This is a genomic window from Polaribacter sp. R77954 (genome assembly GCF_044595335.1).
Classification (GTDB): Bacteria; Bacteroidota; Bacteroidia; order Flavobacteriales; family Flavobacteriaceae; genus Polaribacter.
This window is the reverse complement of the sequence record NZ_CP138992.1, coordinates 270,484-294,560: the sequence shown is the minus strand read 5'-3', so window position 1 is coordinate 294,560 and position 24,077 is coordinate 270,484. Positions and strand designations below refer to the sequence as shown.

The window sequence follows — 24,077 nt, the reverse complement described above, 5'->3', positions numbered from 1 at the left end:
ATAAATGCATTTTATTGATTCCACTCACTTGGGTTTGCTCTCCACTCTTGTAAGGTAAGTAATTCTTTTTCAGAAATATAACTACTATCTAACGCTTGTTCTAACAAGTTTTCGTAATTACTTAACGTTGCTAAACTAATGTTTTTTTGTTTAAAATTATCTGTGGCCACATCAAATCCGTACGAAAAAATAGCCACCATACCTTTTACAACTGCACCAGCTTCTTTTAAAGCAGCCACTGCATTTAAACTGCTATTGCCTGTGCTAATTAAATCTTCAATAACCACTACATTTTGTCCGCTTTCTAAATGCCCTTCAATTTGGTTTTTTCTACCATGTTTTTTAGGCTCTGGCCTTACATAAACAAAAGGCACCCCTAATTCTTGAGCCACTAAAACCCCAATAGCTATGGCGCCTGTAGCTACACCCGCAATTACATCTGGCTTGCCATACTCTAATTCAGCAATTTTGGCAATTTCTTCTTTCAAAAAAACGCGAACGGGTGGGTAAGACAATGTAATTCTATTGTCGCAATAAATAGGCGATTTCCATCCAGAAGCCCACTGAAAAGGCTTATTCGGATTCAGTTTAATAGCTTTTATTTGTAATAAAAGTTCAGCTGTTTTTTTTGCAGTATCTTTGTTCATAATCATAAGACAAATGTATAAAGTTTTTGTAAATGATAAACCAATTATCATCACATCTTCATCGAAAAATGAAAATAAATATGCTGTTTACCCTTTTAAAAAACTTCTGTTTGAGGAAATACTGCACAAATTAAAGCATGATACCTTAAAAGGAATTGTACTTAACTCTACTGATTTAGAGAAAGATTGGGCAAGTTTTACGCAAAATTTAGAGGTTATCCCTGCTGCTGGTGGCTTAGTACACAATGCAAAAAAAGAAATATTATTTATTTATAGAAATGGTGTTTGGGATTTGCCTAAAGGAAAAATAGAAAAAGGAGAATCTATAACAACTGCAGCGATTCGAGAAGTGGAAGAAGAATGCAGTATTTTTAACCTAAAGTTAGGTAAAAAACTATTAACCACCTATCACATCTATAATCAAAAAGGATTAAAACTAAAAGAAACCCATTGGTTTTTAATGACTTCAGATTACAACAAAGCTTTAAGCCCCCAATTAGAAGAAGGTATTACCGAAGTTTGCTTTAAAAATGAGCAAGAAACACATATTGCTTTGCAAAATACATACGCAAACATTAAATTGGTATATGATACTTACAAAGAAGCCTAGTTTTCTCAAAAAACATTCTATCTTTGCCCACTTAAATTTCTAATACCTAATGACTACCTTTTTTAAAAAAATTACACCCAATGCCAAAGATGATGTTTTAGCGGGCATTACAGTTTCTTTAGCCATGATTCCTGAAGTAGTTGCTTTTGCTTTTGTGGCTCAAATAGATCCTTTAATGGCACTTTCTGGGGCATTTATCATTGGTTTAATTACTGCTATTTTTGGTGGTAGACCTGGCTTAATTTCTGGTGCTGCTGGTGCTGTGGCTGTAATTTTTGTAAACATGATTGCAGAAGGCCATACCAAAGGCATGTTGTTAGACCAACCTATAGAAAATATGGGGTTCTTTTATTTAATGGCCTGTGTGGTTTTAATGGGAATTATTCAAATTTTTGCAGGGGTTTTTAAACTTGGAAGATTTGTGAGATTAATTCCGCATTCTGTAATGATGGGATTTGTAAACGGGTTATCTATCGTAATTTTTATAGCGCAAGTAAAAATGTTTTCGCATAAATCTTTAGCAGTTTCTGCAGAAGGTGTAAATACTTATGTAAGTACTTTTATGGAAGGTACAGAGCTCTATACCATGCTCGGTTTGGTTTTATTAACTATGGGGATTATGTGGTTGCTGCCAAAAATTACCAAAAAATTACCTGCAGCTTTAACCGCTATTTTAACGACAACATTTATTGTTATTGGTTTTAATATTGATGTTTCTACAGTAGGTTCTTATATTATAGAAGGTGGTGGAACTGGTTTAAAAGGTGAGTTTCCAACACCAAATTTAGAACTTTGGCAAAACCTTCCTTTCAATTTAGATACCCTACAATTTATTGCTTTGCCTGCCTTTTTAGCGGCTTCTGTTGGTTTGATAGAAACTTTAATGACCATGAATTTGGTTGATGAATTGACAGAGACTAGAGGAAATGGAAATAAAGAATGTATTGCCCAAGGTTCTGGAAATATAATTTCTGGTTTGTTTGGGGGTACAGGTGGTTGTGGAATGATTGGCCAAACTGTAATTAATATCAACGCTGGTGGTAGAGGACGATTATCTGGTGTAATGATGGCTGTAACCTTATTGATATTTATTCTGTTTACAGATAAATATATAGAAATGGTGCCGATTTCTGCTTTGGTGGGCGTAATGTTTATGATGGTAATAGAAACTTTTGCTTGGTCTAGTTTTAGAATTTTAAAGAAAATTCCTAAATCGGATGCTTTTGTGTTGATTGTAGTTTCTACTGTTACTGTTTTTGTTGATTTAGCTGTAGCTGTGTTTACTGGGGTTATTATTTCTGCTTTGGTTTTTGCTTGGGAAAACGCAAAAAAAATTAGAGCTAGAAAACGTTTTAAAGAAGATGGTACAAAAGTTTACGAAATTTGGGGTCCTTTGTTTTTTGGGAGTATTGCTGCTTTTAATGACAAGTTTGATGTAAAAAATGATCCGGATACTATTGAAATTGATTTTGTAGAAGCACGTGTCTCTGATCATTCTGCTATTGAAGCTATATCTGCTTTGGTAGAAAAATACCAAGCTGCTAACAAAAAAATTACCTTAAAGCATTTGAGTGAGGATTGCAAAATTCTACTCTATAAAGCTAGCCCAATTTTTAACGATATTATTGAAGAAGATATTGATGACCCACGTTATCACTTGGCTGCGAATCCTGAGAAATTTCCTAAACCTTTGGGAGAGTATAAGTTTTAGGGAGAAATTATTTATTTCAAAAAATAAGTTACTTTACTAGCTTTTTTTCACCAATAATAAAGATACAAATTCTAAATCTTTTTTAAGATTTTATATAACGATGCGATTAGATATTTCTTGATTGCATCGTTTTTATTTAGTGCTGTTTCATTTCCTAGATGAACACTATTTTTGTAAATCGCAAATATTATTTCTGTTTCTTATTTCACTTTTTAGTTATCCTATTGACAATTTAGCAGCATCTTTCCATAAATAATTTGGCATAGGTTCTTTTAGTTCCCAATTAATATTCATAGGTTTAGAACCATAATAATCTCTTAAATTCCCTTCTCCAATAAATACGTAACCTAAGCTTTTGCCATATTCATTTTTAGCTTTTTCACGAACAAAAAGCAAGATTCTTTTTTTATTTTTTTTATGGTTTATATAAGAAAAGCCTTTTCCTTTATCAGGTCTTGATTGGTTTTGAGTTTGCCAATGAAACAATAATTCATTTACAGCATAATCATCATACATTGTTGTAGGTGAAAAATTTTCTTCGGATTTTATAAGGTTTATAAATAGTATTTCAGTATTCAAGTTTTTGTTTTCGGCAGTTCCTTCTCTATTTGATGATTTCTTCTCGAAAGAATTAAACTTAAAAGCCGTTAGAATTTGATCTCGTGTATAACGACTATGCAGTTTTAAGGGTTGTTGATAAGGTAGCAGAACTGGTAGTTCTTTAAAGTTGATGTTTTCAATTAACACCTCAAAAACTTCTTTTATTTCTTCAACTAAAACATTATTTAAACCAATAGCTTTTATACTTTTTTCTAAGGTATCAAAACCAGCTGCTTTTTGCCAAACATCATAATGCAACATTAAAAGCATTGTCTTTTCATTAAAAGAAAATTCTGAAATATTTATATTGAAATTTAGTTTTGCAATTTTTAGAATGAATGTAAAATAGCTTAACGAATTTGTTGAAAGCCATTTATTTGATATGGCAGAGACTATTTCTTTCTCATTCTCTGATGGGAAATTATTTATTTTACCCGCAAGTTGACACAAGCGTTTCCAACTTCCTCTTTTATAGATAAATTGCAAAGGAATATTGTAAAAAGTGCTAAAGTTGCCAATAGTTAAAGCTAAATTAGTGTCGTGTTGAAACTGTTGAATTTTTTGAATTAGTTTACTTTTATTTAAAGAGGTTGCAGCAGAAATATTTTTAAGAATTGTTTCTTTTGTTTTTTTCTCAAGAATTATTGAGCATCCTAATGGTAAATGAGGAAAATTGTCTTCAACTTCTTTTTTAACAGTTGTATTTGTTCTACCAATTAAGGCCCTAAACTTACTTTCAAAATTGTATTCTGGTTTAGAATTTCCTACAAAATCTAAAACAGTTAAACAGTCTTTATCTTGATGAAGCCTTAAACCTCTTCCTAATTGTTGTAAAAAGACAGTTAAACTTTCTGTTGGTCTTAAAAATAGCACAGTATCAATTTCAGGGATATCAATACCTTCGTTAAACATGTCAACAACAAATAAATAATTGATTTCTTTTTTTTCTAATTTTTGACGAATAAAAACCCTGTCGCTACTGTTTTTACTTGTTAAATAATCTGCTTTAAATCCTGCTAAAGTAAATTTTTCTGCCATGTATTTTGCATGTTCCATAGACACACAATAACCTAAAGCTCTAACATCAGTAACATCTTTTGTGTACTTGTTTAATGCATCAATTATTTCTCTTACTCTTCTATCACTTTCTGTATATAAATTAGTTAACTCGCTAGCAACGTATTTACCTCTAACCCATTTAACATTTGTTAAATCGATGCTATCTGTAATACCAAAGTATTGAAAAGGGCAAAGTAATTTTCTATTCATTGCTTCAGGTAATCTTATTTCTGCTGCAATTTTATTATCAAAATCTTCTAAAATATCTCCACCATCCATTCGTTCTGGTGTAGCTGTAAGTCCAAGAAGTACTGTTGGTTTAAAGTAATTGATTATTTCTCGATAGCTATTGGCTTTTTGGTGATGGCACTCATCAATAATAATATAATCATAATATTCTGGTGTTAAATTATGATTTTTATATTGATTATTTACTGTTTGTACAGATGCAAATACATATTCAAAATTATTAGGAACTATTCCATCAACCCAAAGTTCTCCAATATTATTATTTTTTAAAACACCTTTAAAAGTTGATAGTGATTTTTGTAATATTTCTTTTCTATGTGCTAGAAAAAGAAACTTAGCAGAAGTATTTTCTTTTTTAAATCGTTTATAATCAAAAGCAGAAATAACTGTTTTTCCTGTTCCTGTTGCTGCAACTACAAGATTACGATACCTATTATGTACAGTTCTTTCTACTTCTAGTTTTTCTAAAACTTCATTTTGATAAGGAAAAGGTTTGATATCAAAAAAAGCAGTTGTGTTTTCATAAGGTTTACTAAACTTACTTTGCTTTAGTGCATTTTGTAGTTTTTCTTTATGAAAGACATCATCAAATAATTCAAAATCATCGCTTTGCCAATAGGCATCAAATGTTTTCTGAAATTTATCAATTATGTGACTAACTTCTTTAGTTGTAACTTTTAAATTCCATTCTAAACCATCAGTTAAAGCCGACCTTGAAAAATTAGATGACCCAATGTATGCAGTATGAAAGCCTGAATTTCTATAAAATAAATAAGCTTTTGCGTGTAATCTTTCGTTTGAAGTATTATAAGATATTTTAACTTCAGTATTAGGCAGTTTAGCGAGTAACTGAATAGCCTTATAATCTGTTGCGCCTACATAAGTAGTAGTAATTACTTTTAATTTCCCTCCTTGTTCAGTAAATTCTCTTAATTCTTTTTCAAGAATAATTATACCTTTAAATTTAATAAAAGAAACCAATAAATTAATTTGATTTGACGATAAAATCTCTTTTTTTAATTCACTTTCCAAGGATAAACCTCCATTCCCTCCCGTAAAAAGTTCACTTTGGGTTAAAGTTGTATATGGTGTAATTTCTTTGAGTCTTAAATCTAAATTTGAAAAATGAGCGTCAGCTTTAGAGAACACCGCTTTTAAAATTTCACCTTCTACATTTATTAAATCTTCATCAAATTCTTGTTTATTTAGTTCTTCCTTAAGTAAAATGATTATTTTGTTAGCTATTTTAATCTGTTCATCTACTTTCGTTTTTCCAATAAATCCAAATGCTTGTTTTAATGTTTTGGCTAAATGTTTAGAAAGAATACTTGAAGCCTCCACTTTATCAATGGGACTTTTCTTTAAAAAAAATTTATTCTTATCAATTTCACTTAATTTCTCATTAATAAGTTGAGTAATTAATTCTTCGTAGATTCCTTGATTCATAATGCTAAAAATTCTTTAAAATAGGCACATCTGCTTCAGCCCAATCTAGGTTAATTAGTTCTTTTTTATAAGCTAAAACAAAATTTGAATGTTCTTTTAAAAGTAGTTTTCCTGAAATATAATCAGTTAAAAAGGAATCAATTTAATTTTAAAATCTGGATACTCATAAGCTATAGGAGTTAGCCTTTTTTTAATTTTAATTTTAATATTTAATTCTTCAAATATTTCTCTTTTAATACATTCAATTTCTGTCTCTCCTTTTTCTATTTTCCCACCTGCAAACTCCCATTTTAAAGGTAGTTTCATTGTATCACTTCTTTGTACAGCTAGAATTTTATCATTAAATTGAATGATGGCACAAGTAACTTTAATTCTTTTTTCCATAACACAAAAAGCTAGAATTATTGCGCTTAGTTTATTTTTATTTTATTTATACTAAAGTCCATTTCATTAATATTGCCTTGAACCTCATTAATTCTAGAGTTTGTATAATACAATGTATTTTTATAGAGGCTAAATGTATCAGCCCATTTTACTTTATTTCCTTCAGCAACAACCTTAATTTGGCCACTAGAAAGCTCTAGTTGCATAATTTTAATATTTTCTAAATCTGCATAAAACAGAGCGCCTGCGTCATCTATAATCATTCCATCAGGAGCAGCTGTTTTTGCAATAAATTGTACATTATTTTCAATTTCTGAATTATTTTCTAGTGTCAATTTATCCGTAGCAATCGCATACAGACTGTATCCTGTTAAAGCATGATAATACAAGACATCATTTTTTGTATCTAGGGCAATTCCGTCTGAATGTACTGTTTTAGTCCATACTCCATTATCAAAAGTTAACTGATTGGTTTCTGCCAATGTAGATTTATGATTGTCTAAAACTCTAAAAGAAGTCCCTGTATTTAAGTCTAGAACTACAATACCAGCATGCCCTGAATCTGTAAAATAGATTTTATTTTTTTTCTTGTCTACTCGCAAATCGTTGATATAAGAATTGTTATGAAAACTCTCTTTGCTTAAGGTATAGGTTTTTATAATTTGATGCGAGTTTAAATCGAATGCAAAAATTTTTGGAGCATCTATAACCCCTTTAAATAAAGGGTTTCGAGTATCTAAAACATACAAAATATTCTCAAAAGCAACTACCGATTGCACAGCAACAAAGACTTGGTCTGAAAATGCTTGTCCTAGTTTCCAAGAATTCCATGACTCATTAGGAAAAGCTTTAGCTGTACCATTATTAAAAACCTCAACAACTGAATTTTTTACGTTTGCTCTCCATCTTGGAAAATTTGCAAAAACCCGACCTTTATTGCTAACAGTTACACCCGTAACTTGCTGTCCTTTAAAATTGATAACATTTTCAATTTCACTTTTCTTAGCATTACAACTAAAAATGATTATACTCATCAATAGTATTCCTATATTTTTAATTTTAATTTTATGGATCATAGCTAATTTTTAAGACAATATTTTTTAACGATTAAAGATAATACTCTAACCTTAAAATTCATGAAATTTTTTAGTGTATTAATATTCTAGAAATACCAATAACTCGTTATTGAAGTTAAAGTCAGTATTCTTAAAATGATACTCCATATACTTTTAGTTATTTGTTACCTAACTATTAGGTAAAACTTTAGTTACTTTTTATTCCTTTATAACTTACTTTTTAAACAACATACTAGTATTTCTGCTAATTTATACTAGTATACCCTATAAAATATAGTAGTATATTTTTAAAAAAAATGTAGTATTTTTAGTGAAGAAGAAAAATAAGAAGAAACTTTTATCCTCTTTAAATATACAAAAATTAAAGGAATTACAGAAAGCATTACGTTATAGAATTACTAAAAGTTGCCAAAACATTTATCTTACCCCATAAGATTCCTCATGAGATTGTTTTACATCCCTAAAGCTCCCTCAAGGAGACAATACTACTAAAGCCAAAAATATCGAATGAATTAACAAGCTTTAAATTAAGAATTTGCGAAATTGTTTTAAGTATCAAAAAAACATTTCCCTAAGAGGGAGCGACAAGGTTCTTCAACCTACAACTAAAATTTTATAAAGTTGCAAACCCAGAATCAACCAAAGGCAAACTTCGAACACGTTTTCCTGTGGCATTAAAAATAGCATTGCAAATGGCTGGTGCAATTACAGGCACACCAGGTTCTCCCACTCCTGTGGGTGGTTCGTGCATTTTATCCATAATATCAATATGAATTTTTGGAGCATCTTTCATTCGTGTCATTTGGTAATCGTAGAAGTTATTTTGGTCAACTGCACCTTCAGTAGTAGTTATTTTTCCATATAATGCTATAGACATTCCAAATATAGCAGCGCCTTCGAGTTGATTTTTAATATTGTCTTTATTTAAAGCCAAACCACAATCTATAGTTGTCCAAATATTCTCGACTTTTATTTTGTCATTATTTACAACAACCTCCACTATTGTAGCAACATAACTATAAAAACTATAATGAATGGCAACACCTAAACCATGATTTTTAGGTATGGTTTTTCCCCAATGCGCATTTTTTGCAGTTTGTTTCAATACGGCTTTCATTCGTTTAGAATTGTAAGGATATTTTGATTTTCCCTTTATCATTTTATCCTTACCAATTAAATCTAAATGAAATTCTACAGGATCTTTTTTAGCAGCAAAAGCCAATTCATCAATAAATGAATTGTTACCAAAACCGCTGTGAATATGCACTACAGATCGCATCCAACCAATTCTTACATTGGCCTCTGCTTTTACATTTTCTAATCTAAAATTATCAATATGATAAGGATTATGGTTAAAACCTTGGGCAAGTTCAAAACCAGAAGCGTAATCAGACAAAGGTTTAAAAGAAGACACAATAGATGGAAACCCAACACGTTGCAACCAGCCTAAAACTTGTCCGTTTTTATTTAAAGCGCCTTTTAAATACTGCGCACTTGTTGCGTGATAAAAACTATGTTTTATATCGTCTTCACGCGTCCAAACTACTTGCACAGGGGCATTTATTTCTTTGGATAGTGTTACTGCTTCTACCACAAAATCAGATTTAGATTTCCGCCCAAAACCTCCTCCTAAAAAAGTAACATTAATGGTAATGTTTTCTATTGGCATTTCAAAAAAATGCGCCAATTCTGCTCTTGCTGTTTGTGGATCTTGTAAGGGTGCCCAAACCTCAATACTATTCTTTTGGTAATGTGCGGTTGCATTGGGTACTTCCATTGGCGCATGTACTAAAAACGGAACATGATAGGTAGCTTCTATGGTTTGCGCTGCATTTTTAAATGCACTAAAAACATTTCCTCTACTTCCAGGAACCAATTTGCCTTTTTGTTGTACTCTTTTTACAAGGGTTGCTTTGAATTTTTTAGTATCAAAAGAATGGTTTTCTCCATAATTCCATGTTATATCCAATGCTAATTTTCCTTGAAAAGCAGACCATGTGTTATTGGCAATAACTGCAACACCACCTAAACAACCGTAAAACTGTTGACCAATATTTGGTTTTTTTCTATCAACTTTTAAAATTTTTTCAACACCAGCTACTTTTTTAGCAGCTGTGCTCTTATAACTGTTCACTGTTCCAAAAGTTACAGGACATCTTGCAATGGCCGCGAATTTTAAATTCGGAATACGTACATCAATTCCGTAGGAAGCTGTACCTTGTGTAAAATCTTTTAAATCGACACTTTTTAAGGTTTTACCAATGTATTTAAAATCTGCTACTTTTTTTAGGGTGATGGATTCGTCATCAGGAATTGGAACCTTTGCAGCTTCCTCTACCAAATCACCAAAGAAAATTTTAGCATTGGTGACTTTATTAATGATAAAATGATTTTCAGCCTTACAATCAGAGGCTTTCACATTCCATTTTTTAGCTGCTGCAGTAACCAACATCATTTTTGCTGCAGCCCCCATTTTACGCATAGGCTCTAATTTGGTACGTACACTTCGAGAACCATCTGTATTTTGATTGCCATATTTGGCATCGCCAGTGGCTTGTTTTACGCTAATATACTGCCAATCTGCTTCTAGTTCATCTGCAATAGCAGATGCCAAAGAGGTTTTAATGCCTTGCCCCATTTCTGATCTTGAAGCTATCAACACTACACCTCCATCACTTTGAATTTGCACAAATAAATTGGGTGCAAAAGTGCCATCCACTTGTGGCATAAATGTTTTTTTATCTGATGCCATAGTACATCCCAAAATAATTCCTGTAGATGCTAAACCAAATAATTTTACAAAATCTCTTCGATTGATGTGTTGGATATTGCTCATATGGTTTCGTTTTTTAGTGCAACCGCTTTGTGAATTGCTTTACGAATTCTGGTATACGTGCCACATCTACAAATATTACTACTCATTGCCTTATCAATATCTTTATCTGTCGGATTTTCTATTTTATCTAACAATGCTGTAGCAGCAATTAATTGCCCAGATTGACAATACCCACATTGTGGCACATTACCTTGGTGCCAAGCCAACCGTAAAAACTCTAGGTTTGTAGAAGTCCCTTCTATAGTAAGAATTTCTTTTCCAATTCCGTAAGAAACTGGCATACTGCAAGATTTGGTAAGTTTTCCATCAATTAAAATAGAACACGCCCCACATTGTGCCACACCACAACCAAATTTAGTACCTGTTAACCCTATACTGTCTCTAATTGCCCAGAGTAAAGGCATCTCTTCTTGTACGTCTACTGTATACGATTTTCCGTTAATTGATAAAATTTTACTCACTTGTACCTGTTTTGAAAAGCTACAAGTTACGTAAATTTTAGAACAAAATACATACAGGATTTGGTGTAGCAATTTCACTAACAAATATTAATTTTCCTGTTTTTGCATTTCTTTGAAAGGAAACAATATTATTTGAGTCTTGATTGGCGACTACCAAAAATTTATCGTCTAGAGATAATGAAAAATTACGAGGGCTTATACCTTTCACGGATTCAAAACCTACTAATTCTAAATTTCCGTTTTCTGGATTTACTTTATAAATTACAATAGAATTATGCCCACGATTTGATGCGTATAAAAACCGACCATCTTTAGAAATATGAATATCTGCTGCTTTGGTATATTTAGAATATCCTTTAGGTAACATAGAGATTGAAGAATCTACAAAATAAGTGTTGTTTTTTTCTTTTACTAAAGAAACTGTATTGTTCAACTCGTTTAATACGTAAATCCATTGGTGATTTGGGTGAAACGTTAAGTGCCTTGGCCCTGCACCTTCTGCCATTTGCAATGTTTTTTGCTGGGTAAATACAAAACTATTTTCGTTTTTATTGATCGTAGAAAACCACAGCTCATTAGTACCTAAATCTGCAGCAATCACTTCTTTTTTACAAGGATGAAACCAAGTGGAATGTGCGTGAGGTGCTTGTTGTCTGGTGGTAGTTCCTTTGCCTGTATGCTGCTGAATGGCCAATAAATTGGTTAATCCGTTTTGATTGTCTAGTTGTAAATACCCAATAGTACCTCCTGTATAATTGGCAACCAAAACTTTATTATCACTAATAGTTACAAAACAAGGATGTCCTCCACCCGATTTTGAGGTACTTTTAAATACTAAAGCGTCTTTATGAATGGCATACGACTTCACAAAACCTGTTCCGTTTTTGTTGGTTTCTTCTACAGCTATTAAGGTTTTATGGTCTTTGGTTCTGGCTAAAAAAGAAGGATTATTCGTTTTAGCAACCAAACCAATTTTTGACAAAACCCCTTGAGGATTTATTTGGTATTGATAAATTCCTTCGCTTTCTCCATTAGTGTAGGTTCCAACATAGAAAGTTGTAGATTTTTCTTCTTTCATTTTAGATGCTTTACAACTGATTAATAGCGTAAGAATTGATACTAGTACAAGCTTTTTCATAATTACTTTACTTTAAAAACAGGCAAGCGCAAATGTGCTTTTTCGTAGTGAGGTGAGTTGTTATAAATAAAATTCAACTGCATTCTCGGGTTTTTCGCAAAAACGGCATCATTGGTTAATTTTTCTTCAAAATCTTTTTTTAATGACGGGTTTTCTGCCAATAATGCTGCTGCAATATCTTCAAAAACATAAGCTGAATAGCCTTCTTTTTGCTGCAAAATTGTATCGAAAAAGTTCCAATTGAAAAATGAATCTGTAGCTTCTGCCTCTAAAGTTTCTAATAAATATCGAACTCCATTTTGATGAGTATCAATATAAATATCACCTTTTAAAAATTTTATATTTTCTGTAGTTTTAGTCACTGAGGTATTGTAATGCAAATAATGCCCTTCGTAAGGCGATGTTCTACTTTTATAGTCTTTTATATGATTTACCTCAACTTCAATCATCGTATCGTTTTTAAAACGCATAAATTCAATTTGATTATTCTCTAATCTATCTATAACAGCATGCCAACCTTGTGGTAGAATATAGGCTTTAGGTATGGTAACTTCTTTAGTGACTAAAAAATGGTCGTAATATTTTACAATGGCTTCAAAAGGTTTCGATTTATCATAAAACAAACGTTTGCCAGTAGTTACTTTACTATCAATATACACGCCTTCGTAACCCTTAAAGTATAAATCACTATACTTTTTGGTATCTACTTTAAAATGTATGGGATACGTTTTTTTAGATAAAATTTCTTGGGTTGCCTTTGCTCGTAAATCTTTAATTTTTTCTGAGTTTTGCTCTGTAAAATCAAAAGCAGACAGCATCAATTCATAGGTTTGTGTTACCCTAGTTTTATAGGGTTTTAACATGTGCGTTTCTACCATTAACCCTAATGTATTGAACAATGTTGTATACCCTGTAGAATATCTTGGAGAATCGAAAAATTGAGACCAACCTTTTTTTGGTGTTGACCCCCAAACATTTACATAAGGGGTAATACTAATATTTTTTTTTGCTAATGATTTTTCTATTTCCGGACGCATTTTTTCATTCAAAAACGTACCTAAATTCCCACCTAATTTATTATGTTGCGTAAATAAGTGTGTAATAGCATATTGATAATCTGCGCCATTACTTACATGATTATCGATAAAAACATCAGGATTTACCGTGTGAAAAATTTCTGCAAAAGCAGCTGCATTTTTAGTGTCTTGCTTTATAAAATCTCTATTTAAATCGTAATTTCTGGCATTGCCTCTAAAACCATATGTTAAAGGTCCATTTTGGTTGGCTCTTGTGTGCGAATTTCTATTTAAAGCACCACCAATATTATACACAGGAATTACACAAATCATTGAATTTTCGTACTTTTTCTGTAAAGTATCGTTTTGTACAATATCTCTTAACAACATCATAGAAGCGTCAATTCCATCAGATTCTCCTGGATGAATTCCGTTATTGATTAAAATTCTATTTTTTGGTGCTTTTTTAATTTCATCTACATTATAAATACCACTTTTATTGTACACTACCAAATGCAAAGGATTGCCTGAATCTGTTTGTCCAAAAGAGAATAAAGAAATCTCATCATACGTTGCAGCAAGTGCTTGGTAATATTCTATAACATCTTTATATTCTGGAGTTTCTGTACCTTCTGACTTTTCAAAAAGTGTGGTGAAATTGGTATGCTCTTCTGATTTTTTATCACAAGCAATGAGGAAAAGCATAATTGATAATAAAGGTAAAATTGATTTTTTCATATTATATTTTGATGAAATGCCGACAATACCATCAACATTAATGATGAGATTTCTCCACAAGGTCGAAATAACAAAACAACGTGGAAAGCATATTTGTGTTAATTTTTATTTTATTCTAACAGAATCTGGTACAAGGCCTGTATAATCTCCATCATTACGAATTACGTCTCTAACAATTGATGAGGATATATAGCTTTTACCAGAAGATGTTAATAAAAATACGGTATCAATTTCAGAGAGTTTTCTATTGGTGTGCGCAATGGCTTTTTCAAACTCAAAATCGGCCGGATTTCGTAATCCTCTTAAAATAAAGTTTGCCTTTTGTGTTTTACAAAAATTAACGGTTAAACCTTGGTACGTAACCACTTTAATTTTTGGCTCGTGTTTAAAAGTTTTTTCAATAAACGTCATGCGTTCTTCTAAAGAAAACATATATTTTTTATCGGAATTAATTCCGATTGCAATAATGAGCTCATCAAATAAATGTACGCCTCTTTCAATAATATCTACATGCCCTAATGTAATTGGATCAAATGATCCTGGGAAAATTGCTTTTTTCATTTTTTTAATTTGATACAAGACTTATTTAAAACAAGAAACAAGACTAAATTTTACTATTTTTTCTTTCCGTTTGCTTGATTATACTATTTTTCAGATTCCAATTTGTTAATAAATTAGATATTTTCTGAAACAATATACAAGATTTATCCTGTTTCTTGAATCAAAAATATCTTGTCTCTATTTGTAAGCGTTCAATATTGCATTATCGAATAATTCTGGTAAAGAAATTCCAGCTTTTTGTGCTTGTTGTGGCAAAATACTTTCTTCTGTCATTCCTGGTACTGTGTTCATTTCTAAAAAATGAGGTTCATCATTTACAAAAATATATTCAGATCTAGAAAAACCACTCATATTTAACGCTTTATAGACTTTTTTTGCTACGACTTCTACCCTATTTTTTTGCGTTTCTGAGATTCTTGCTGGTGTTATTTCTTGCGATTTTCCTTCGTATTTTGCTTCGTAATCAAAAAAATCATTCTCTGAAACAATTTCTGTAATGGGCAATACTTTTATCTCATTTTGGTATTCAATAACCCCCACAGAAACTTCTATTCCGTCTAAAAAAGATTCTATAAGAATTGCATCATCCTCTTTATACGCAGTTTCTATTCCTGCTAAAATTTCTTGAGCTGTATAGGCTTTAGAAATTCCATAACTAGACCCTGCATTATTTGGTTTAATAAAACAAGGCAAACCTACTTTTGCAATAATGGTATCTGTATCAATCACATCGCCTTTATTTAAATAGACTGAAATGGCGGTTTTAATGCCATATTCTTTTACCACACTTAAAGTATCTCGCTTATTAAACGTTAACGCCATTTGATAAAAAGGTGCTGAGGTATGTGGAATATTTAGCAACTCTAAATAACTCAATAACATTCCGTTTTCTCCTGGAGCACCGTGAATTGCATTAAACACCACATCAAAAACAATAGAGTTGTTATTTTTAGAAAAAGAAAAATTGTTTTTATTGATGGGATATTCGTTATTATCATCATCTAAAACCACCCATTTTTCTTTGAGAATAAGCACTCTAAATGGATTGTATTTGTCTTTATTTAAATGATTAAAAACTACATTTCCGCTAATTATAGAAATGTCTTTTTCTGAGGAATATCCCCCCATAACAATGGCAATATTTTTTTTCATCAATCTTTATTAAGTATAACAAATTTATCAAAATATAAATAGAAACCACAACGTTTACTTTTTATATATTTGTACCACTAACAAAAACATCTATGAGTCTTTTTCAATTTCTTAAAAGCAAATCTTTTTTTAAACAAATTGCCATTGCTATTATTGGTGCTGTTGTGCTGTTTTTTATGTTAAAGTTTTGGCTGAATATTACTACAAAACATGACCAGAAAATTCAAGTACCAGACTTACACAAGCTGACCTTAACTGAAGCAGATAGAAAATTAAAAGAATTGAATTTAGATTTTAAAATTTTAGATAGTGCTAGTTATAACCCAACCTATCCTAAAAAATCTGTGATTGAACAAAGTCCAGAAGCTGGTGATTTTGTTAAAGAAAAGCGTAAAATTTACTTGACTTTAAATCCGTCTAAATATAGAGACATTACCATACCCGATTTAAATGGTAGAACGAAAAGACAAGCAGAATCTGAACTAACAGGTATTGGTTTTATTTTAGGTACAGATTATACGTATGTTAGAGATATTGGTAAAGATGTTGTAAGAGGCTTAAGACACAAAGGAAAAATTTTAAACCCTAATGATAAACTACCCAAAAACTCTATCATTGATTTGGTTTTGGGTGATGGCAGAAGGTAGTGGATTGCAAAATAAAAGTGATATAAAACCATTTATTTTGAAACAACTTACACATTACGATATTGAAAACGAACAACGAAATTTTCCGATTACTATTGTTTGTGATGCCATAAGAACTCCTGAAAATATTGGGATGTGTTTTCGAATTTCTGAAAGTTTTGGTGTATCAAAAATTTACTTACACCATAATTCGCCTGCCCCATCAAACAGAAAAGTAATTAATACTGCTAGAAATACAATCACCAAAATTGCACATGAATATTATACCGATTTTAATGCTACAATTGAACAATTAAAAGCGGAAGGCAACACTATTATTGGCATAGAAATAACTGATAAAAGCATCAATATTCAAGATTTTAATTTTAAAAATCACCAAAAAATCGTATTACTTTTGGGTAGCGAAAGAAATGGAATAGAAAACATTAGTTTGGTTGATGCCACTGTAAATATACCAATGTATGGCAGTAATTCTTCTATGAATGTAATTCATAGTTTGGCAATTACGTTGTATGAGGTTACGAATCAGTTAGCAGTTAGCAGTTAGCAGTTAGCAGTTAGCAGTTAGCAGTTAGCAGTTAGCAGTTAGCAAAAATCAACTATTTAAGTTTCATATTTTGAAATAAACAGAGATACTGAAATAAATTTAGCATAAAATGAAAGGAGTTTTATTAGTAAATTTAGGATCACCAGATAGTACATCTACCAAAGATGTTAGAAAATATTTGGATGAATTTTTAATGGATGAACGTGTAATAGATGCCCCATACTTGCTTAGAGTTTTGTTGGTAAGAGGTATTATTTTAAATACCAGACCTAAAAAATCTGCAAAAGCGTACAAAAAGATTTGGTGGGATGAAGGCTCGCCTTTAATTGTTTTATCAGAAAGATTGCTAAAAAAAGTTAGAGCTAAAACAGAATTGCCTGTTGCTTTAGCCATGCGTTATGGAAAACCTTCTATAAAAACAGGACTACAAGAATTAAAAGACCAAGGTATCACCGATGTTTTAATTGTGCCTTTGTATCCACAACACGCTATGGCTACAACAGATACCATTATGGTTTTGGCAGAAAAATTAAGGAAAGAATTTTTCTCGGAAATGAAATTTACACACATTCCTGCATTTTACCATAGACAAGACTATATTAAAGTTTTGGCAGATAGTATTCAGAATCATTTAAAAGGTAAAGCATGGGATAAAATTTTATTTTCTTACCATGGAATTCCTGAAAGGCACGTCAGAAAATCGGACATTACAAAAAGCCATTGTAACCCTTCTGATAGTGAAAACTTTGCATGTTGTAAAACAAAGTCTCCAGCACATGAGTTTTGTTACAAACACCAATGTTATGAAACGACCAAACAAGTTGTGGAATATTTAAGCTTAGAACCACACCAATACTTTGTGTCATTTCAATCGAGATTAGCTGGTGACCCTTGGCTACAACCTTATACTGATAAGATGATTGAAAAATATCCAAATGAAGGAATAAAAAAATTAGCCGTAGTTACACCTGCTTTTGTTTCTGATTGTTTAGAAACTTTGGAAGAAATTGCCATGGAAGGTAAAGAAGAGTTTTTAGAAGCTGGTGGAGAAGAATTCCATGCCATACCTTGTATTAATGATAATGACGATTGGGTAGATGTTCTGGTAAATTGGATTGAGGAATAATTTTTGTTGGTTGTTAGTTGTTGGTTTTTAGAAAAAAAATTACAACTTTAAAACTATTAAATTAAATACAATGGATTTTTTATACGTAAAAGCATTACATATTATTTTTGTGGTTACTTGGTTTGCTGGGTTATTCTACATAGTTCGTTTGTTTATTTATCAAACAGAAGCTGAGGATAAGTTAGAGCCAGCCAAGTCTATTTTACAAACACAGTACAAATTGATGAGCAAACGTTTGTGGTACATTATTACATGGCCTTCTGCAATTTTGGCCAGTATTTTTGCCTTTTGGATGCTGTATGAAAGTCCTTATTACTTATCTGAGCCTTGGATGCACATTAAATTAAGTTTTGTATTGGCACTTTATTTTTATCATGGTTTTTGCCAAAGAATATACACCAAACTTCAAAAAGATATCATTTCTTATTCCGCATTTAAATTACGAATGATTAATGAAATCTCAACCATTTTGTTATTCGCTATTGTATTTTTAGTTACGGTCAAAAGTGCTATTAGTTGGGTTTGGGGTGTTGTTGGTATTGTTCTTTTTGGAGTGTTACTGATGTTATCTATCAAACTTTACAAAAAAATCCGCGAAAAAAATTCTTGGGACAAGACAGAAAAGGAAGTTTTAGAAAATAATGATAAAAACTAAAAACTGGTTTGCCCTACTACATATTGTAATTTGAATTTAAAGCAAATTACTTATTAGTCAGTTTTTTTAATGATTTCTAAAACATATCATTTCTACTGAAATGACATTCGTTTCAAAGCATACAAATTAGAATATATTCATAATCTGCGGTTTTTAATTGGAACTCACGTTAAATGAGAAACACTATATAAAACCGAGTTATATTAGAATCTGTATCCACTTTTTTACCTGAAACTCAACACAAAAAAGTTTAATAATTTTTACGGAATTGAGCCGTTTCTTCAAAAACATGTTGTAGAATACGTTGTTCAACTTCATCAAAAACGATATTTCTGCGTTGCATTACTACATTTGCAACTTCAAATACCTTATTGGTTTTGTATTCAGTAAAGCCAGATGCACCACCCCAACTAAAAGAAGGCACAAAATTTCGTGGAAATCCGCTACCAAAAATATTTGCAGAAACCCCAACTACAGTGCCTGTATTAAACATAGTATTGATACCACATTTTGAATGATCGCCCATCATTAAACCACAAAATTGCAAACCAGTTTTTGCAAAACGACCCGTTTCATAATTCCATAATTTAACTTCGGCATAATTATTCTTTAAGTTCGAGTTATTGGTATCTGCACCTAAATTACACCATTCTCCCAATACAGAATTTCCTAAAAAGCCATCATGCCCTTTATTAGAATACCCCATTAAAACAGCATTATTCACCTCACCTCCTACTTTACAATAAGGGCCTAAAGTAGTTGCTCCGTAAATTTTTGCACCAAGTTTTAATACAGCATTAGTACACATGGCTAAAGCACCTCTTACTACACAACCTTCCATAATTTCTGCATCTTTACCAATGTAAATTGGTCCATTTGAGGCATTTAAAACAGCATAGGTTAATTTTGCCCCTTCTTCTACAAATATATTTTCTTTGTTTATGCATTGCACAGTATCTGGAATGGGTTGCGAAGTTCTATCTTCTGTAATCAAATCAAAATCTTGTTGAATGGCTTTATCGTTTAATGAAAAAATATCCCAAGTATTTTGAATTTGAATTAGTTCTTCTTCAAACTCAATTTGAGTGTAATCCTCAAAATTCACTTCTTCTTGAGAGTCTGTAGTAAAAAAAGCAATCACATCTTCCCCTTTAAAAATAGCCTCGTTTTTAGATAAGTTTTTCACTTTATCTACCAAACGTTTAGTTGGGCAAAAGGAAGCATTAATTAAAATATTTTCTTCTAACTCAACCATCGGATATTTTTCTTCCAAATAATCCTCAGTAACTGTTGTTGTAGTTAAGCCTAAATGTTTTTCCCATTTTTCTCTAATGGTTAAAATTCCTACTCTTAAATCTGCAACTGGTTTTGTATAGGTAAATGGTAAGAGTGATTTTCTAACATCTCCATCAAATAAAATATAATTCATTTCTTCGCTTTTTTAGGTAAACAAATTTACTTTAAATAGCCCATAAAAAAAACCGATTGTAAAAATTACAATCGGTTTGTATGTTAAAACTCAAGGCTTTGTTAGTTTTTAATAAACTTTTGGCTACCTATTTTAGAATCTGTAGCTACTTTCATGATATAAATTCCTGTGGATAAACTATTTACGTTAATACGATTATGAATTGCTGTAATTTTTTGTGTTAACGCTAATTTACCTAAGTAATCATAAAACTGAACAGTTGCTTTAGTTTCACCTGATGGCAATTGTATGTTTATATTTTCTGAAGCCGGATTTGGGAACAGCTCAAAATCTAAACGTTTTGCCTCTGAAATACCCAAAACAGTAGCACCAACAGTACTTGTGTTTACTACTTTATCGCCTGCGCCATTACTACCATTTCCATCAGCAATAACAACAGATGAGTAAAATTTAACTTCTCCTTGGTCTGTTGCAGGTGATTTCCAAGTAAAAGACCAAGAACTATTACCAGAACTGCTATGAGTAATTCTACTACCAGAAACTCTAGATCCAGAACCCGCAGTAAATGTACCCACTTTTGAGTTAGCAGTATTTTCTGCTACCAATTGAAAACCTCCTGCACCTGATGAAGATTTGTTAACTGTAATTGTATAATCTGTATTTAATGCATAACCATCATTAGGAATGTTTGTTGTAATACTGGCAGAAACACCAGAAGAACCACCTGTATGACAAGCTGCACAACTAGCACCACCATCACCTGGAGAACCAGATCTAGCATCTGTTCTTCCTCCAGAACTTGACATCAGTATAAAAGCTGAAATTGGAATTAATAGTAACGTAAATTTAAAAATGTAATGTTTTTTCATCTGAATTGAGTTTGAGTTAGTAAATAAATTTAAATCTGAATTATTCTTTACAAAATTTCTAACAGTTTATTTATTTTGATAAAAATAATGAAATAATATGGCAATTACACTGTAAATAAAACAATATCAATAGATTTGTAAAACAAAAAATAGTTGAAAGGGAAAAATTATAACGCAAAAGGGAATATTTTTAGTTGAAAAGTTTCATTTTTTTCGAGGTTGATGTATATCATCTGAAAAAAAGAATTGTATTTTTGAAATATGACTGAAGCAAAAAGACAATACAGAAACATAGAAGAATCTCAAGTAATCATCACACAGTTGATGCTTCCATCACATTCTAATTTTAGTGGAAAAATTCATGGAGGCCATATTTTAAACCTAATGGATCAGATTGCATTTGCATGCGCATCAAAACATTCAGGGTATTATTGTGTAACTGCCTCTGTTAACAAAGTAGATTTTTTAAACCCTATTGAAGTTGGTGAATTGGTTACTTTAAAAGCCTCTATAAATTATACAGGTAGAACCTCTATGGTTGTAGGCTTGCGTGTAATATCAGAAAACATAAGAACAGGAAACATAAAACACTGTAACTCTTCTTATTTTACAATGGTAGCCAAAGATGAAAATGGGAAAAGCGCGCCTGTTCCTGGAATTATTTTAACCAATAAAGAAGAAATAAGACGTTTTGCCAGAAGCATTGTAAGACAACAGCAAGGTAGAAACAGAACTTCTAAATTTAGCAGTAAAACATTTAAAATAGAAGATTATATTGGGCTTTTTGAGGGTAGCAATTCTAAAATTGAAATTAAAGAAAATTAACAAAGTAATTTTTGATATTAAAATGTTTTTACTTTGGATGAACTCATAGATATTTTAAATCCTGATGGAACACCAACAGGTAAAACTGCTTTAAAATCTGAAGCTCATAAACATGGATGGTTTCATGCAACTGTACATATTTGGTTATTTACTTCAAATAGAAAGATATTGCTTCAAAAAAGGGCTTTGACTAAAAAAGTGTTTCCTGGTTTATGGGATATTTCTGTTGCAGGACATATTGGAGCAGGAGAATCTATTTTATCATCAGCGAAAAGAGAAGTTTTTGAAGAAATTGGTTTAGTATTAGAGGAAAAAGAACTCATTAAAATAGGTACAAGAATTCATCAAGTAAAACATGCAAACGGAATTCAAGATAATGAGCATCATCATGTTTTTATTGCAGAATTAAAAGTGCCTGTATCTGAATTAACAATTCAAAAAGAGGAGGTTGAAGCTATAAAACTGTTTGATTTAGAGGTTTTAAAATCCACAGAAAAACTAGAAAACGTTTTACTATCAAAATTTCATCCATACTATTGTATGGTTTATGATAAAATTATAACAAATGAAAAAAAATAAGATCATCAATTTATTTAACAACGATAAAGCTTACGAAAGTTCAGACTCAAAATACTCTTCTCTCCTGCAGGATTTTATGCAGCCCTTTGAAAAAAAACTTGATGTTTTTGAATATCAAGAAGATATTTTTGACTTTGCCATAAAGGCATGGAATTTTGGAAATTTGAGCCTTATTATGGATACTAATGAATTTGATAAAATAATGTCTTTTGCTGAGAATGAAGACTCAAATTATGATTTATTATTAGAAATGATTCAGCATAAGCAATCTCATTTTAAAGATTTTAGTAATTTTGTTGTTGATTTTGAAATTAGTAACATTAATGGTAGGAAAGCCTTAACTTTAGTAACTCAACCAGAAGAAATATATCTTTCTGAAATTAATGAAATCGAAAAAAATCATAAGGAAACCGATTTTACACAAAATTATATCAATAGATCTGCCATCTCGTTAAAACCTTTACAGCCTTTTATTGATTGGCACAATAATGTATATCCAGATTCAAAAATTGATGACGCTGATTTAGATGAAGTTAATATTTATTTAATTAATAACAGTAATTTTTATGATATTGAAAATTATTTAAAAAAGAAATTTGATCTGTATTTTAAAATGGAGCTTGAAGATTGGTGTCATGATCGTAAAACTTGGCCCAAAAGACGTAATTATAAAATGTTTAAACAATGGTTTAGAGTGGATATTTCTACAGCAATTTATGATTTAGAAAATACACCTGTTAGAAAAGAAGAATAAAAAGTTTTAAAACTTTCTATTCTTAAAGTTACTCACTTTTTTATTAATTACTGATGATTGACTAGCCTATTTAAGTGGTTTTGCAAAAAAAGAATCCGCCAATTTACCTTGACTAATTAATGGCAATGTAAAAACAGTTGCGGGTTTTGCAGGTTCAGTTGGGTTGCCATTTTTATCTTTCTTAAACCAAGTAATTTCCTTAGGTAAAAGGATTCCGTTTACGTTTTCCCATTTGTTGTATTTAATGATTTTATACCTGTTTGAAGGTGCTTTAGAGTTAAAAGTAACAGTGTAAGCTAACCATTCCATTTGATACGTTTTTGGATTGTAATACACTATATAATTATCATCAGGAGAAGTACCAATATTTGCTTTATAAGATATTTTGTAACCAGGATAGGTTACACCTTCAAACGTAATTCCGTCTACTTTTTCATAGATAATTCCGTCATCAGCCAAAACAAAAGGCATGGCATAAAAGTAGAAATACAAGTTGTAGTAAAAAGTTGGATTGCCTTTATAATAGCCTTTATTTTCTTCCTGCAACCAAACTTCTTTACCATCAAAACCCAAAGAATATTCTGGGTGATTGATTACCGTTTTTCTTGAATGTAAATCAATGGTATGCACTTCTTCTCCTTTATTAAAAGACAATATTTGTGCTTTTCTCCAAGTATCAATTCCACCATGTTTTGTAAAAACTTTTCCTAACTCTTTAGGAAAACTGACCTTTTTTACAGCAACTAAATCTTTGTCTATCGTTTTCTTTTTTATTTCATTTTTACAAGAAAATGATAAGATTACTACTAATAATAAAAGTTTTTTCATATGGTTTCATTTTTACTTTAAGTCGTGTTGATTTTTATTTTATTACAAAGTAAACAAAATAGATTCCCTTTTTCAAGGGGTTGACAATTTTAATCTTAACATAGATTGTAAAGAAAAAAAGGAGTTAAAAAAAC

The 24,077-nt window shown here is 31.1% G+C and carries 22 protein-coding genes; 9 read left to right on the top strand and 13 right to left on the bottom strand.

Annotated features, from left to right (window positions below; translation table 11 throughout):
* Positions 1-11 precede the first annotated feature (11 nt).
* Positions 12-653: an orotate phosphoribosyltransferase gene (gene pyrE, locus SJY27_RS01230; protein ID WP_397446428.1), complete on the bottom strand. Its 642-nt coding sequence runs from the start codon at positions 651-653 to the stop codon at positions 12-14.
* 7 nt (positions 654-660) lie between these two features.
* Here pyrE and SJY27_RS01225 point away from each other — a divergent pair, with 7 nt between their 5' ends.
* Both SJY27_RS01225 and SJY27_RS01220 read left to right on the top strand, forming a co-directional pair.
* Entirely contained in the window at positions 661-1,257 is a 597-nt protein-coding gene (locus tag SJY27_RS01225; RefSeq protein WP_397446427.1) for an NUDIX hydrolase, read from the top strand.
* Between the two features lie 49 nt (positions 1,258-1,306).
* Positions 1,307-2,968 carry a SulP family inorganic anion transporter gene (locus tag SJY27_RS01220; RefSeq protein WP_397446426.1) on the top strand — a complete coding sequence of 554 codons (1,662 nt, stop codon included), beginning with the start codon at positions 1,307-1,309 and terminating at the stop codon, positions 2,966-2,968.
* Positions 2,969-3,184: 216 nt separating this feature from the next.
* Here the strand turns inward: SJY27_RS01220 and SJY27_RS01215 are convergent, their stop codons facing one another.
* From SJY27_RS01215 to SJY27_RS01175, 9 genes are all read right to left on the bottom strand, one after another.
* Complete coding sequence (locus SJY27_RS01215; protein WP_397446425.1) at positions 3,185-6,322, bottom strand: DUF3427 domain-containing protein; 3,138 nt, start codon at positions 6,320-6,322, stop codon at positions 3,185-3,187.
* Positions 6,323-6,448: 126 nt separating this feature from the next.
* Positions 6,449-6,706: a (deoxy)nucleoside triphosphate pyrophosphohydrolase gene (locus tag SJY27_RS01210; protein ID WP_397446424.1), complete on the bottom strand. Its 258-nt coding sequence runs from the start codon at positions 6,704-6,706 to the stop codon at positions 6,449-6,451.
* A gap of 26 nt (positions 6,707-6,732) precedes the next feature.
* Entirely contained in the window at positions 6,733-7,740 is a 1,008-nt protein-coding gene (locus SJY27_RS01205; RefSeq protein ID WP_397446423.1) for an L-dopachrome tautomerase-related protein, read from the bottom strand.
* 655 nt (positions 7,741-8,395) lie between these two features.
* Positions 8,396-10,618 carry a molybdopterin cofactor-binding domain-containing protein gene (locus tag SJY27_RS01200; RefSeq protein WP_397446422.1) on the bottom strand — a complete coding sequence of 741 codons (2,223 nt, stop codon included), beginning with the start codon at positions 10,616-10,618 and terminating at the stop codon, positions 8,396-8,398.
* Positions 10,615-11,079, bottom strand: a complete 465-nt coding sequence (locus tag SJY27_RS01195) for a (2Fe-2S)-binding protein (protein ID WP_397446421.1) — start codon at positions 11,077-11,079, stop codon at positions 10,615-10,617. The genes SJY27_RS01200 and SJY27_RS01195 overlap by 4 nt, the downstream gene beginning before the upstream one ends.
* A 37-nt stretch (positions 11,080-11,116) precedes the next feature.
* Entirely contained in the window at positions 11,117-12,217 is a 1,101-nt protein-coding gene (locus tag SJY27_RS01190) for a lactonase family protein (RefSeq protein WP_397446420.1), read from the bottom strand.
* A gap of 2 nt (positions 12,218-12,219) precedes the next feature.
* Positions 12,220-13,971: a M14 family metallopeptidase gene (locus SJY27_RS01185; RefSeq protein WP_397446419.1), complete on the bottom strand. Its 1,752-nt coding sequence runs from the start codon at positions 13,969-13,971 to the stop codon at positions 12,220-12,222.
* 105 nt (positions 13,972-14,076) lie between these two features.
* Positions 14,077-14,532, bottom strand: a complete 456-nt coding sequence (gene coaD, locus SJY27_RS01180; protein ID WP_397446418.1) for a pantetheine-phosphate adenylyltransferase — start codon at positions 14,530-14,532, stop codon at positions 14,077-14,079.
* A gap of 177 nt (positions 14,533-14,709) precedes the next feature.
* Positions 14,710-15,684, bottom strand: a complete 975-nt coding sequence (locus SJY27_RS01175; protein WP_397446417.1) for a D-alanine--D-alanine ligase — start codon at positions 15,682-15,684, stop codon at positions 14,710-14,712.
* Between the two features lie 92 nt (positions 15,685-15,776).
* Between SJY27_RS01175 and SJY27_RS01170 the strand changes: the two genes are divergently transcribed.
* The 4 genes from SJY27_RS01170 (at position 15,777) to SJY27_RS01155 (ending at position 18,659) form a co-directional block, all read left to right on the top strand.
* Entirely contained in the window at positions 15,777-16,331 is a 555-nt protein-coding gene (locus SJY27_RS01170) for a PASTA domain-containing protein (RefSeq protein WP_397446416.1), read from the top strand.
* A complete protein-coding gene (locus SJY27_RS01165) occupies positions 16,300-16,878 on the top strand; it encodes a TrmH family RNA methyltransferase (protein WP_397446415.1) in 579 nt (192 codons plus the stop codon). Before SJY27_RS01170 ends, SJY27_RS01165 begins: the two co-directional genes overlap by 32 nt.
* A 109-nt stretch (positions 16,879-16,987) precedes the next feature.
* On the top strand, positions 16,988-18,004 hold the full coding sequence (hemH, locus tag SJY27_RS01160; RefSeq protein WP_397446414.1) for a ferrochelatase: 1,017 nt from the start codon (positions 16,988-16,990) through the stop codon (positions 18,002-18,004).
* 70 nt (positions 18,005-18,074) lie between these two features.
* Positions 18,075-18,659 (top strand): CopD family protein, encoded by a 585-nt coding sequence (locus tag SJY27_RS01155; RefSeq protein ID WP_397446413.1) that lies wholly within the window; start codon positions 18,075-18,077, stop codon positions 18,657-18,659.
* A 250-nt stretch (positions 18,660-18,909) separates the two neighbouring features.
* Here the strand turns inward: SJY27_RS01155 and SJY27_RS01150 are convergent, their stop codons facing one another.
* The gene (locus SJY27_RS01150; RefSeq protein ID WP_397446412.1) at positions 18,910-20,088 is read right to left on the bottom strand and encodes a GlmU family protein; all 1,179 of its coding nucleotides are present in this window, start codon (positions 20,086-20,088) and stop codon (positions 18,910-18,912) included.
* A 101-nt stretch (positions 20,089-20,189) separates the two neighbouring features.
* Entirely contained in the window at positions 20,190-20,957 is a 768-nt protein-coding gene (locus SJY27_RS01145) for a choice-of-anchor V domain-containing protein (protein WP_397446411.1), read from the bottom strand.
* A 261-nt stretch (positions 20,958-21,218) separates the two neighbouring features.
* On the opposite strand from SJY27_RS01145, the gene SJY27_RS01140 reads away from it, so the two are divergent.
* Genes SJY27_RS01140 through SJY27_RS01130 form a run of 3 tightly spaced genes read left to right on the top strand, consistent with a single transcriptional unit; the run spans position 21,219 to position 23,115 of the window.
* Positions 21,219-21,782, top strand: coding sequence for an acyl-CoA thioesterase (locus tag SJY27_RS01140; RefSeq protein ID WP_397446410.1), 564 nt, complete (start codon positions 21,219-21,221; stop codon positions 21,780-21,782).
* 33 nt (positions 21,783-21,815) lie between these two features.
* Positions 21,816-22,361, top strand: a complete 546-nt coding sequence (locus SJY27_RS01135) for an NUDIX domain-containing protein (protein WP_397446409.1) — start codon at positions 21,816-21,818, stop codon at positions 22,359-22,361.
* The gene (locus tag SJY27_RS01130; protein WP_397446408.1) at positions 22,348-23,115 is read left to right on the top strand and encodes a hypothetical protein; all 768 of its coding nucleotides are present in this window, start codon (positions 22,348-22,350) and stop codon (positions 23,113-23,115) included. Before SJY27_RS01135 ends, SJY27_RS01130 begins: the two co-directional genes overlap by 14 nt.
* Positions 23,116-23,181: 66 nt before the next feature.
* Here SJY27_RS01130 and SJY27_RS01125 read toward each other — a convergent pair whose 3' ends face one another.
* Positions 23,182-23,943, bottom strand: a complete 762-nt coding sequence (locus tag SJY27_RS01125; RefSeq protein WP_397446407.1) for a DUF6503 family protein — start codon at positions 23,941-23,943, stop codon at positions 23,182-23,184.
* Between the last annotated feature and the right edge of the window lie 134 nt (positions 23,944-24,077).